Annotated in this window: 4 protein-coding genes and 7 pseudogenes; 8 read left to right on the forward strand and 3 right to left on the reverse strand. The window is 64.1% G+C overall.

Features of this window, described 5'->3' with window-relative positions; all coding sequences use genetic code 11:
* Positions 1 to 647, reverse strand: a pseudogene (locus K1567_RS00005) (branched-chain amino acid ABC transporter substrate-binding protein); the annotation flags it as partial.
* A gap of 163 nt (positions 648 to 810) precedes the next feature.
* On the opposite strand from K1567_RS00005, the pseudogene K1567_RS00010 reads away from it, so the two are divergent.
* Positions 811 to 2,049, forward strand: a pseudogene (locus tag K1567_RS00010) (histidine kinase).
* A pseudogene (locus tag K1567_RS00015) lies at positions 2,046 to 2,668 on the forward strand (response regulator). The pseudogenes K1567_RS00010 and K1567_RS00015 overlap by 4 nt, the downstream one beginning before the upstream one ends.
* Positions 2,669 to 2,749: 81 nt before the next feature.
* Here the strand turns inward: K1567_RS00015 and K1567_RS00020 are convergent.
* Together K1567_RS00020 and exaA are read right to left on the reverse strand one after the other, a co-directional pair.
* A pseudogene (locus K1567_RS00020) lies at positions 2,750 to 3,396 on the reverse strand (pentapeptide repeat-containing protein).
* A 222-nt stretch (positions 3,397 to 3,618) separates the two neighbouring features.
* Positions 3,619 to 5,507, reverse strand: a pseudogene (gene exaA / locus K1567_RS00025) (quinoprotein ethanol dehydrogenase).
* Between the two features lie 255 nt (positions 5,508 to 5,762).
* Between exaA and pedF the strand changes: the two are divergent.
* The 6 genes and pseudogenes from pedF to K1567_RS00055 all read left to right on the forward strand — a co-directional run bounded on the left by pedF (position 5,763) and on the right by K1567_RS00055 (position 12,345).
* Positions 5,763 to 6,224: a cytochrome c-550 PedF gene (gene pedF, locus K1567_RS00030; protein WP_034098924.1), complete on the forward strand. Its 462-nt coding sequence runs from the start codon at positions 5,763 to 5,765 to the stop codon at positions 6,222 to 6,224.
* Positions 6,225 to 6,228: 4 nt separating this feature from the next.
* A pseudogene (locus K1567_RS00035) lies at positions 6,229 to 7,103 on the forward strand (substrate-binding periplasmic protein).
* A 9-nt stretch (positions 7,104 to 7,112) separates the two neighbouring features.
* A pseudogene (locus K1567_RS00040) lies at positions 7,113 to 7,863 on the forward strand (quinoprotein dehydrogenase-associated SoxYZ-like carrier).
* A 16-nt stretch (positions 7,864 to 7,879) separates the two neighbouring features.
* Positions 7,880 to 8,812: a quinoprotein relay system zinc metallohydrolase 1 gene (locus K1567_RS00045; RefSeq protein ID WP_169868500.1), complete on the forward strand. Its 933-nt coding sequence runs from the start codon at positions 7,880 to 7,882 to the stop codon at positions 8,810 to 8,812.
* A 115-nt stretch (positions 8,813 to 8,927) separates the two neighbouring features.
* Entirely contained in the window at positions 8,928 to 10,703 is a 1,776-nt protein-coding gene (locus K1567_RS00050; protein WP_034098916.1) for a PQQ-dependent methanol/ethanol family dehydrogenase, read from the forward strand.
* 121 nt (positions 10,704 to 10,824) lie between these two features.
* Positions 10,825 to 12,345 (forward strand): aldehyde dehydrogenase family protein, encoded by a 1,521-nt coding sequence (locus K1567_RS00055; protein WP_034110971.1) that lies wholly within the window; start codon positions 10,825 to 10,827, stop codon positions 12,343 to 12,345.
* The last annotated feature ends 263 nt before the right edge of the window (positions 12,346 to 12,608 follow it).

Below are 12,608 nucleotides of genomic sequence, written 5' to 3' on the forward strand. Positions count from 1 at the left end.
ATCGAAGCGCCAGGCTTTTTCCGCGACCAGCTGCACGCCGAAGCGTTTGGCGGCGCGGCGCAGGGCAGCGGCGTAGGCTTGGTCGTCTTCGGTGGGGCCAACAATCAGCAACGCCTTCTGCCATTTCGCAGCACCAGAAACTGCGCCAGGGCATCGGCGAGCATGGCGGCTGGGCAGGGTATGCAGCACATTGGCCAGGCACTCGGCTGCGCAAGCGGTCATCGGCGCTGCCGGCGTTGAACAGCAGGCTGTCGGTAGGGCGGCACTGAGCTGGCGCAGGCTGGCGGCGGGGCATTCACCACGAACAGGCGCAGGCCCTGTGCGTGTTGGGCTTGGGCCGCGGCGAGCAGCGCTTCGGGGCTGTCCACGCTGGCGCTGGTCAGGCTGTAGCGCTGGTTGAGAAATGCGCCGGTGCTGTTGCTGTCGATGATCGCCAGCTCGGCACCGCGTTGACCGGCATCGGCGGCTCGGGGATTACATTGGAGAGCAGTGGCCCCGGTCGGGCCGATAGCCCAGGTAGCCGATCTGCACCTGCAAGGGCGCTTCGCGCCCTGGCCGTGTGGCTAGCCCAGGCAATTGCCAGCAGGCAGATCACGGCGTAGGGGCGAACTGGCGCATAAGCACTCCATGACAGGTAGCGCCAGCATAGGAAGCCCCGTGCCCGCTGCAAATATGCAGAAAGTAGCGCTGAGGCAGTACCAAGGTAGTAGCCGCGCCGGCGCGCGGCGGTCTTAGCATGGGTCACCCTAGCCTCATTCACAGGAGTGACACGAGCATGCGCGTCTTCACCCGCCGGCCTGGGCTGTCGGCCTGTGGCGCATCAACCTGTGGGTGTGCGGCTTCTTCACCTTGGTGACCGGCGCGTGTATGGCGCTGCTGTTGCACCAAGCTTGGCGGACGTGGAGCGCGAATTGCAATCGGCCGCGGCGGTGGTGGCCTACCTGGGCGACACCGCCGACCCGCCAGCCTGCAACCACAGCTGACTGCCAGCCTGCGCCATGTGCGGGTCTACTGGCTGGCCGCCGGCCAAACCCCACCTGCGCCCGAACAAACGGGGCTAGATGCCTGGCTCGCGCGCTGGGTCTTGACTCCGCACAGCACACCGCGCGGTGCTGGACTTAGCCGATGGCCGGCGAGTGTCCATTGCCGTCGACCCACGGGATGAGATCGATGAAGTCTGGGACTCCGTGCAGCAGTTGCTCAGCCTGTGCGGGCTGGCGCTGCTGGTGAGCCTGTTGACGATCCGCTGGGCGGTGCGCCGGGCATGGGTGTGCTGGACGCCTTGCTGCGCCCTGCAACAGGTGTGCGCCGGCCAGCTCAACGTGCGCCTGCGCACCCAGGGCTCGCCGGAGGCGCGGCAACTGGCGCTGCACTTCAACCGCATGACCGACGCTCTGGAGCAGGCCCGACGCGACAACACCCAACTCACCCACACCTTGCTGGCGGTACAGGAACAGGAGCGCACTCAGTTGGCCCAGACCCTGCACGACGACCTCGGCCAATACCTGGCCGGTATTCGTGCCCAGGCCTGCCTGCTACGGCTGGTCAGCGACCAACCGGCCTTGGTGGCGCGCACGGTGGCGCAGTTGGAGGATCACTGTGAACACTTACAGCAAGGCTTTCGCGCGCTGGTCCACGACCTGTATCCGGTGGCCCTGCAACACCTGCCGCTGGGCGAGGCATTTGCGATGCTGGTGAGCCAGTGGCAAACCCGCCATGGCATCGAATGCCAGCTGCGAGTCAGCCCTGACTTACCGGCGTTATCGAGCACCAGCAAGACCCATCTGTATCGCCTGCTGCAAGAGGCCCTGACCAATGTGCTGCGGCACGCCGAGGCCAGCCAGGTGCGGGTGCGCCTGCAGTGTCGCGGTGCGCGTTTGCGCCTGTGGGTACGGGATAACGGGCGCGGTGCCCAGCCGCCGCAGCGTCCGGGTGTGGGCTTGTACTCGATGGGCGAACGCGCGCGCTGCCTGGGCGGAACTGAGCGTCCTTAGCCATCCCGGCGCCGGTTGGGCGCTGGCGCTGAACATGCCGTTGGAGGTGTCATGAATATTCTCTTGGTGGACGACCATGCCGTGGTGCGCCAGGGCTACGCAGCCTGTTACGTGCCGTGTTGCCGCCATTGACGTGCGTGAAGCCGCCAGTGGCGAAGACGCACTGCTACGTTGCAGGAGGCCGTGCCGAACCTGGTGATCATGGATGTCGGGCTGCCCGGCATCAGCGGCCTGGAAACCCTGCGCCGCCTGCGCCAGCGCCTGCCGCAGCTGCGTGTGCTGTTTTTCAGCATGCACGATGAACTGCCCCTGGTGCGCCAGGCCCTGGACGCGGGCGCTTCGGGCTACCTGACCAAAAGCTCGGCCCCCGAGGTGTTGATCGAAGCGGTGCGGCGCATCCTTGACGGTCACGCTTATATCGAACAGGCCCTGGCCACCGAACTGGCCTACACCCCCGGCGATCAACGCTGGCAGGGTATGACGCCGCGTGAACTGGAGATTTTCCTGATGCTGGCCAGGGCACGCCGATGCGCCAGATCGCCGAACAACTGAGTATCAGCAGCAAGACCGTGTCCAACCACCTGACCTTGCTCAAGAGCAAATTGCAGGTCAGTTCCCATGCCGAGCTGGTGCACCTGGGGATCGATATGGGAGTAGTGCGAGTGGCTGGATAAGCGGGCGCGTGCAGAGGCAACGACTGATACGCCCTGATGAGCAGGCCAAGCCTGCTCACTTTTCTCAGGTTCAGTAGTGTTCTAGCGACCCCAAGTGGTGGGGCAATCCGTACAGCCTTCCATATTGGCGTCCTGGAAGTTCGCGTAGTGCTGGCGACTGCCGGTGAGGGTGGCCTGTTCCAGGTTGCTCTCACCGAACTTGGCTTCCTGCAAATTCGCATCGCTGAGGTCGGCACTTTGCAGGTCGGCCTTGCTCAGCCAGGTCATTTCCAGGTCGGCCGCACGCAGGTTGACCTTGTGCATCTTCGCGCCTGAAAGCCGCGCAAATTGCAGGTAGGCCGCGCTGAGGTTGGCGTTTTCGAACTGCGCGCCTTGGGCGAACAGCCCCAGCCTTGCACGGCCATCAACGTGGCGCCGGTAAAGTCGGCCAGGCGCAGGTTACTTTGTTGCAGGCTGGCGCGGGTCAGGTTGGCGCCCTGCAATTGGGCTTTTTTCCAGGTTGGCCAGGTCGAGGTTGGCATGGCGTAAATCCGCCTCGCGCAGGTCGGCGCCGGCCAGGTTCATTTTGCTCAGGTTCTGGTTGCGCAGGTTGGCACCTTGAGGTTGGCGCCGGGGCATTGGCTGTGTTCGGCGATGGTGCAGCCATTGATAACGAGCGGAGTGTCGTCGCCATCGTCGGCGTGCGCCAGGGGCAGGCAGAGCAGGAGTAACAAGGGCAGGTAGTTCATCGTGCGACCTCTGGGGATCCTGTGGTGAGCGAGCTTGTTCTGGTTAGCGGGCTTGTCGAATCGTCGCACCGCCCGCGCTGGGCTGCGCAGCGGCCCTGGCATTCCTCCAGCACCTCCCTGCGCTCAGGTCTACGACTGCTGCGCAGCCGAGCGCAGGGCAAGCCTGCTCACCACCGGGGAGCCGCTTGCTGCAAAAGGTGGCCCGGTATTCTCGCCGGGGGGTTATTTTTGCGCGGTCTTATTATCCCAACTCGGGATCTTGAACACCAAGAACGACCCGCCCTGAGCCACCGGTTTGGTCAACTCGGCCATGTCGCCACCCACAACGGCACCGCGCCGCCGTAGCCGACGGTAACGCCGATGTACTGCTCGCCTTCCTGTTCCCAGGTGATCGGCGGCGAGACGATGCCGCTGCCGGTCTGGAACTTCCACAGCTCCTCTCCGGTTTTGGCGTCGAAGGCTTTGAAGAAACCGTCGCCGGTGCCGGTGAAGACCAGGTTGCCTTTGGTCGCCAGCACGCCGGCCCACAGCGGCAGAGCTTCCTTGTGCTCCCACACCACTTTGCCGGTGGTGGGGTTCATCGCGCGCAGGGTGCCGACGTGGTCGTCATACATACGCTTGATGCGGAACCCCATGCCCAGGTACGCCGAGCCTTTTTTGTAGTTGACCTCTTCGGTCCAGTAATCCTCTTTCCACTGGTTGCCGGGGATGTAGAACAGGCCGGTGTCCTGACTGTAAGCCATGGGGTTCCAGTTTTTGCCGCCCAGGAACGGTGGCGAGACTTCCACCGCTTTGCCCTTGGTTTCCCCCGGCAGTGGCTTGGCTGGGCGCTGGCCTGGGTTCTCCACCGGGCGCCCGGTCTTCAGGTCGATATGGCTGGCCCAAGTGATGTTGTCGACGAAGGGGAAGGCGTTTCTGCAACTTGCCGTTGCTGCGGTCGACCACGTAGAAAAACCCGTTGCGGTCGGCGTGCCCGGTGGCCTTGACGGTTTTGCCGTCCTGGGTTTTGTAGTCGAACAGCACCAACTCGTTGTTGCCGGAAAAATCCCAGGCATCGTTGGGGGTGTGCTGTAGAACCATTTCACCTCACCGGTGCTGGGGTCGACGCCGACCTGCCCGGATGTATAGAGGCTGTCGAAGTCGTGGGGGTTGCCGTCCTTGGCAGTGCGCGCCCAGGTATTCCACGGGCCAGGGTTGCCGGCGCCGATGATGTCGTGTTGGTTTCGGCATCGAAGCTCGCGCTCTGCCAAGGTGCGCCGCCGCCGTGGCTCCAGGCCTCGACTTTGCCGGTGGGTGTACTTGGATCATCCGGCCATGACGGCGCCTTCACGTCGCCGGTCGGCGTGCTGTCCTTGCCGTTGAGACGGCCCATATGGCCTTCGACGAAGGGGCGCATCCACACCTCTTCGCCGGTGTCCGGGTCACGCGCATACAACTGGCCGACCACGCCGAATTCATCGCCGGAACTGCCGTGGATCAGCAGCACCTTGCCGCTGACCTTGTCCTTGATCAGCACCGGTGCGCCGGTGAGGGTGTAGCCGGCGGCGTGGTCGCCGAATTTCTTGTTCCACACCACTTTGCCGGTGGTTTTGTCGAGGGCGATAAGCCGTGCGTCGAGGGTGCCGAAGTAGATTTTGTCGCCGAAGATCGCCGCGCCGCGGTTGACCACATCGCAGCACGGGCGAATGTTGTCGGGCAGGCGGTGGTTGTAGGTCCACAGGCGTTTGCCGGTCTTGGCGTCGAGGGCGAACACACGGGAATAGGAGCCGGTGACGTAGACCACGCCGTCGCTGACGATGGCCTGGGATTCCTGGCCGCGTTGTTTTTCGTCGCCGAACGAATAGGACCAGGCCGGGGTGAGTTTGAACACGTTCTTGTCGTTGACCTTTGGCCAGCGGGCTCCAGCGCTGGGCGTTGGTGCCCATGCCGTATTGCAGCACGTCCTGGGTGCTCAGGTGGTCATTGGCGATGTCTTCCCAGGTGACCGCGCGGGTCTGGCGTGGCGGTTCGGCGGCAAGGGCGGCGGTGCCCAGGCCCAGGCTGCCGGCCAGCAGCAGGGTCTGCACGGCAAGGCTCAAGGGTGAACGGACGGGTAGCGATCTTATTGTCATGGTTGCAGTTCCCAGTGTCGGTTTTGACCTGCACAGGGTGCGGCGCGCGGCGCTGGCCGGATACGGAAAAACGCCCCGCCGTGGCCGGGAAGATTTCCCGCGCCGCCACTGTTTTAGGCGTGCCCCACAAGCCCTACTACCAAGGGAGGAGGGCGCGACCACCAAAGCAGCATACGGCCCGCGCTCCGGGGTTTCTAAGATGGTTGCCAGAGCCTCTGCAATGAGGTGTTGCGTGCAATCCTGAGGGCAAAAACAATGACAACAACACACAATGCCTTGCTCGTCGCCGGTCTGCTGGTCGGTGTGCTTGGTGCCGGGGCCGCCTGGGCCCATGGCAACGTGGTCCCGCAAGCGGTGGAAACCAAAGGCCTGACCTCCATCAAAGACGCCGGCGTGCCGGTCAACGAGGACGGCTGGGCGGCGGTCAACCCCTATCGCAATTCGCCCGAACATGACAAAGCCGTGGAAATCGGCTCGTCCGCCTTCAACCAGAACTGCGCCGCCTGCCACGGCCTGGAAGCCAAATCCGGCGGCATCGCCCCGGACCTGCGCATGCTGGATGTGGGAGAGGCCGGTGATGAATGGTTTGTCGAGCGCGTACGCCATGGCGCGGTGCGCGACGGCCGGGTGTACATGCCGAAGATGGCCGACTACCTGAGCCAGGAAGCCTTGTGGGCGGTGCGCACCTACCTGGACAGCGTGCACGTCGAGGAGTGATGCCATGCGCCTGTTTGCCGTGGTGCTGGCCTGGCCTTGCTGTGCTGCCACACGGCGCAGGCGCAGGTGCGCAGCTATGACCAGATGATCGCCGCCGGCGAAATCAAAGTGGCGGTGTACAAGGACTTTGCTCCCTACAGTTTCGAGGACGGCGCCACCCCCCGAGGCGTTGACGTGGAACTGGCCCAGGCCCTGGCCGAGGCGCTCGGTGTGCGGCTCAAGTTGATCTGGGCGCCGGCCGGCGAAAAGCTCGACGACGACCTGCGCGACTACATCTGGCGCGGCAGCCCGTTGCATCACCATCAGCTGGCCGACCTGATGCTGCGCGCGCCCTACGACCACGACTACGCACAACGGCGCAACGATCAAGGCGAACTGGAAAACGGCCAGGTGGTGATGTTCGGCCCGTACCAGAACGAACAATGGCAGGTGGCCTACGACCGCCGGCGCTTGGATAAGGTCGCCAGCGTGGCGGTGTTCCAGCAGCACCCCATCGGTGTCGAAGTCGACAGCGTGCCATCGTTTTACCTGACCTCGGTGTTCAACGGCCAACTCGCGGCCAGCACCCAGCATTACCCCAGTGTGACCCAGGCGTTTGCGGCGATGCGCGCCGGCAAGGTCGATGCGGTCATGGCCATGCGCGGGGAAATCGACTGGCAGGTGCAGCAGGCCCATGACCCGCAACTGGCCTTGGCGGAAAACGCCTACCCGAACATGGGGCGGCAACGCTGGGAGATCGGCATGGCGGTGCACGAAAGCAATCGCCAGTTGGCCTATGCGGTGGAAGAAGCCCTTGAAGGTCTGATCCGCGACGGCCGTTTGCAGGCGATCTACCGCCACTACGGCCTGCGCTACGAAGTGCCCGACATGTACCAATAGGAGCAGGCGATGAACTGGCGACTGAGCTGCATCCTGGCCTGCTGGCTGCCACTGGCCGCCCATGCCGTGGAGGTCGACCCGGTGCCCTCGGTGATGTGGGCCTTCTACCACAAGCAACTGCTGGCCGACGCGCCGTTCGTGTTCGACGCGCGGGTCAAGCTGCTGGCGCCGCCGTTCGCCGAGGATGCGCGCCAGGTGCCGCTGGAAATCGACGCGCGGGGCGTTTAAGGGGCATGTGGTGAGGATCCTGGCCTGGGCCGAACTGAACCCGCTGCCGAAAATCGTCGACTTCCAGCCCAAGGAAGGGGTGCTGCCGTGGCTGGCGCTGCGCATCCGCATCGAGCAAGCCACGCCGTTGCGCGCCGCGGTCCTTACCGATGACGGCATATGGCATGTGGGGTCGGCGCTGATCGACGCGGCCGGCGGCGGCTGCACCGCGCCCAGTGTGGTGCGCAGCCAGCCGGGCTGGGAAGAGCATCTGGGCGAAGTGCTCGGCGGGCGCTACCCCCGTGGCGAATTCAGCCGCGTGCGCGTGCAAGTGGCGCACCCGATGGACAACGGCCTGGTCAGCGGTATCCCTGAGTTTTTTATCAACCATGGGCAATTGCGTGGCCAGGACGATCAGGTGCTGGCCGAGCTGGAATTGTTCCCGGCGGTCAGCGAGAACCCCAATCTAGCCTTCGACATCGAAGCACCGGGGCCTACTCGCCTGGTGCTGCGCGACAACAGCGGCAATGAGTTCGACGCGGCCATCCCCTGACCAGAAGGAGCGCGGCATGCGCTGGATTCTCTTGTTATGCCTGGGCCTGAGCCTGCCCGCCCTGGCGGACCTGGACTACGCCCTCAAGCCTCGGCTGATCGCCGCCGACACCTGGCTGCTCGAAGGCAGCACCGGCAACTTTGCCAAGGCCAATGGCGGCAATATCGTCAACACCGCTTTTATCGTCACCGAGGCCGGTGTGGTGGTGATCGACACCGGGCCGTCGCGTCGCTACGGCGAAGCGCTGCGCCAAGCCATCGCCCAAGTCACCCCCAAGCCGGTGATCCAGGTACTGATCACGCACCATCACCCTGACCACGCCCTGGGCAACCAAGCGTTCAAGGACGTGCCCATCGGCGCCCTGGCCGACACCACGCGCTTGCTGCACGAGCAGGGCGACAGCCTGGCGGAAAACCTCTACCGCATGGTCGGCGACTGGATGCGCGGCACCGAAGTGGTATTGCCGACCCAGGCGCTGCAAGCCGGTGTATTGAGCGTGGGCCAGCATGACCTGCGCTTGCTGGCGCTGACCGGGCATACCGGCGCCGATCTGGCCATTCTCGACCAGCGCACCGGGGTGCTGTTCACCGGCGACTTGGTGTTCTACCAGCGCGCCCTGACCACGCCCCATAGCCCGGGGCTGGCGGCGTGGCAGGCCGACCTCGACACCCTGCAAGCCTTGCCCTGGACCCTGATCGTGCCCGGCCACGGCCCGGTGGCCGCCGATGCGCAGCCGTTCGCCCAGATGCGCGATTACCTGGGCTGGCTCGATCAACTGCTGCGCGACGGCGCCGCCAACGGCAGCGACATGGCCGAGCTGATCCGCAGCCCCATCCCCGAACGCTTTGCCGCGATCAACCTGAGCCGCTACGAACTGACCCGCAGCGTCAGCCACCTGTACCCGCGCTACGAGCGCGCGCAGATGCAACGGCTGGACACCCGCTACTAAGGAACTAGCAATCTCGATACTGCGGTCAATTGTGACGAACGCCCCTGCGCCCAAGAATCGGCACCAGACCGGGAAAATTTCCCGGGTATAACAAAAAACCGCAGAGGTAGCCGTCATGACCCAACCCGCACGTCGCCAACCCTTCGCCTTGAGTGTGTTGCTCGGTGCCATCCTGTTATCCGGCCAGGCCATGGCCGCCGTGAGCGATCAGGACATTCTCCAGGACCCGAAAAACCCCGGGCAGATCGTCACCAACGGTCTGGGTGTGCAAGGCCAGCGCTACAGCCCGCTGGACACTCTGAATGTGGACAACGTCAAGGACCTGCGCCCGGTCTGGGCGTTCTCCTTCGGCGGCGAGAAACAGCGCGGGCAGCAGGCGCAGCCGATGGTCAAGGACGGGGTGATGTACCTCACCGGTTCCTATTCGCGGGTGTTCGCGGTGGATGCGCGCACCGGCAAGAAACTCTGGCAGTACGATGCGCGTCTGCCGGATGACATCCGCCCCTGCTGCGATGTTATCAACCGTGGGGTGGCGCTGTACGGCGACCTGGTGTTCTTCGGCACCCTGGACGCCAAACTGGTGGCTCTGAATAAAGACACCGGCAAGGTGGTGTGGAGCAAGCGCGTGGCCGACCACAAGGAAGGCTACTCGATCAGCGCCGCGCCGCTGGTGATCAACGGCAAGCTGATCACCGGCGTGGCCGGCGGCGAATTCGGCGTGGTGGGCAAGATCGAAGCCTACGACCCGAAAAACGGCGACCTGCTGTGGACCCGCCCGACGGTCGAAGGCCATATGGGCTATGTGTACAAGGACGGCAAAGCCGTGGAAAACGGCATCTCCGGCGGCGAAGCGGGTAAAACCTGGCCGGGGGACCTGTGGAAAACCGGCGGCGCGGCGCCGTGGCTGGGCGGCTACTACGACCCGGAAACCAACCTGCTGCTGTTCGGCACCGGTAACCCGGCACCGTGGAACTCGCACCTGCGCCCCGGCGACAACCTTTACTCGTCCTCGCGCCTGGCACTTAACCCGGACGACGGCACCATCAAATGGCACTTCCAGAGCACGCCTCACGACGGTTGGGACTATGACGGCGTGAACGAACTGGTGTCGTTCAACTACACCGAGGGCGGCAAGGAAATCAAAGCCGCGGCCACGGCCGACCGCAACGGTTTCTTCTATGTGCTGGACCGCACCAACGGCAAGTTCATCCGCGGCTTCCCGTTTGTCGACAAGATCACCTGGGCCACCGGCCTGGATAAGAACGGCCGGCCGATCTACAACGAAGCCAGCCGCCCCGGCGCGCCGGGCAGTGAAGCCAAGGGCACGTCGGTGTTCGTTGCGCCGGCCTTCCTCGGGGCGAAAAACTGGATGCCCATGGCTTACAACCGCGACACCGGGCTGTTCTATGTGCCATCCAACGAGTGGGGCATGGACATGTGGAACGAAGGCATCGCCTATAAGAAAGGCGCGGCGTTCCTCGGCGCCGGGTTCACCATCAAACCGTTGAACGAAGACTACATCGGCGTGCTGCGCGCCATCGACCCGGTCAGCGGCAAGGAAGTCTGGCGCCACAAAAACTTCGCGCCGCTGTGGGGCGGTGTGCTGACCACCAAGGGCAACCTGGTGTTCACCGGTACGCCGGAAGGTTTCCTGCAGGCCTTCAATGCCAAGACCGGCGAGAAAGTCTGGGAATTCCAGACCGGCTCCGGCGTGCTCGGCTCGCCGATTACCTGGGACATGGACGGCGAGCAGTATGTCTCGGTGGTCTCCGGGTGGGGCGGCGCGGTGCCGCTGTGGGGCGGTGAAGTGGCCAAGCGCATCAAGGACTTCAACCAGGGCGGCATGCTCTGGACCTTCAAGTTGCCCAAGGACCTGGTGGCCAAGCACTAGTTCTACGACCAAATGAGCAGTGCCCTCCTGCCAACGGCGCATTCGCCCGGCGGTGGGGGCACCTTACTATCGGGTGATCGCCTGTTGACCGACAGGCCCGGACCCAGACAGAGGCTTTACTATGATCTACGCACAACCTGGCACCCCTGGCGCCATCGTCAGCTTCAAGCAGCGCTATGGTAATTACATCGGCGGCGAGTTCGTCGCACCGATCAGCGGCGAGTACTTCACCAACACCTCGCCGGTCACCGGCCAAGCGATTGCTGAATTCCCGCGCTCCAGCGCCGCCGACATCGATAAAGCCCTGGATGCCGCCCACGCCGCCGCCGATGCCTGGGGCAAGACCTCGGCCCAGGACCGCGCCCTGGTGCTGCTGAAAATCGCCGACCGCATCGAACAAAACCTCGAAGTGCTGGCCGTGGCCGAAACCTGGGACAACGGCAAGGCCGTACGTGAAACCCTCAACGCCGACGTGCCCCTGGCCGCCGACCATTTCCGTTATTTCGCCGGCTGCATCCGCGCCCAGGAAGGCGGCGCCGCCGAGATCAATGAACACACCGCCGCTTACCACTTCCACGAACCGTTGGGTGTGGTCGGGCAGATCATTCCGTGGAACTTCCCGCTGCTGATGGCCGCGTGGAAACTCGCCCCGGCCCTGGCCGCCGGGAACTGCATCGTGCTCAAGCCGGCCGAGCAGACGCCGCTGTCGATCATGGTGTTCGCCGAACTGATCAATGACCTGCTGCCGCCGGGCGTGCTCAATATTGTGCAGGGCTTTGGACGCGAAGCCGGGGAGGCCCTGGCCACCAGCAAACGCATCGCCAAGATCGCCTTTACCGGCTCCACGCCGATTGGCGCGCACATCATGCACGCGGCCGCCGAAAACATCATCCCGTCCACTGTGGAGCTGGGCGGCAAGTCGCCGAACATCTTCTTTGAAGACATCATGCGTGCCGAGCCGCAGTTTATCGAGAAAGCCGCCGAGGGCCTGGTGCTGGCGTTTTTCAACCAGGGCGAAGTGTGCACCTGCCCGTCGCGGGCGCTGGTGCAGGAGTCGATCTACGAACCGTTCATGGCCGAGGTGATGAAGAAGATCGTCAAGATCAAGCGCGGTAACCCGCTGGACACCGAAACCATGGTCGGCGCCCAGGCGTCCGAGCAGCAATACGACAAGATCCTGTCCTACCTCAAGATCGCCCAGGAGGAGGGCGCCGAGCTGCTCACCGGCGGCGCGGCCGAACACCTGAACGGCGACCTGTCCAGCGGCTATTACATCCAGCCGACCCTGCTCAAGGGCCACAACAAGATGCGCGTGTTCCAGGAGGAAATCTTCGGCCCGGTGGTGGGCATCACCACCTTCAAGGACGAAGCCGAAGCCCTGGCCATCGCTAACGACAGCGAATTCGGCCTCGGCGCCGGCCTGTGGACCCGCGACATCAACCGCGCCTACCGCATGGGCCGGGCGATCAAGGCCGGGCGTGTGTGGACCAACTGCTACCACCTCTACCCGGCGCATGCGGCGTTCGGCGGCTACAAAAAGTCGGGTGTGGGGCGTGAGAACCACAAGATGATGCTGGACCACTACCAGCAGACCAAGAACCTGCTGGTGAGCTACGACATCAACCCGTTGGGGTTCTTCTGATCCTCTAATTGCAATGCGATCAAGTGTGGGAGGGGGCTTGCCCCCGATAGCGGTGGGTCAGTGGCATAAATGTTGACTGACCCACAGCCATCGGGGGCAAGCCCCCTCCCACAGTTTTGTTCCCTGTACATTCGCGGCTACGGCGGCGACAAGGTGTGGGGCGTGAGAACCATAAGATGATGCTGAACCACTACCAGCAGACCAAGAACCTGCTGGTGAGCTACGACATCAACCCGTTGGGCTTCTTCTGATCCTCTAATTGC

This window comes from Pseudomonas sp. S5F11 (genome assembly GCF_019641515.1).
GTDB classification, from domain to species: domain Bacteria; phylum Pseudomonadota; class Gammaproteobacteria; order Pseudomonadales; family Pseudomonadaceae; genus Aquipseudomonas; species Aquipseudomonas rhodesiae.

Coding starts and splice junctions, on each gene's coding strand:
- pedF (WP_034098924.1), top strand. CDS start 5,763: ATGACAACAACACACAATGCCTTGCTCGTCGCCGGTCTGCTGGTCGGT.
- K1567_RS00045 (WP_169868500.1), top strand. CDS start 7,880: ATGCGCTGGATTCTCTTGTTATGCCTGGGCCTGAGCCTGCCCGCCCTG.
- K1567_RS00050 (WP_034098916.1), top strand. CDS start 8,928: ATGACCCAACCCGCACGTCGCCAACCCTTCGCCTTGAGTGTGTTGCTC.
- K1567_RS00055 (WP_034110971.1), top strand. CDS start 10,825: ATGATCTACGCACAACCTGGCACCCCTGGCGCCATCGTCAGCTTCAAG.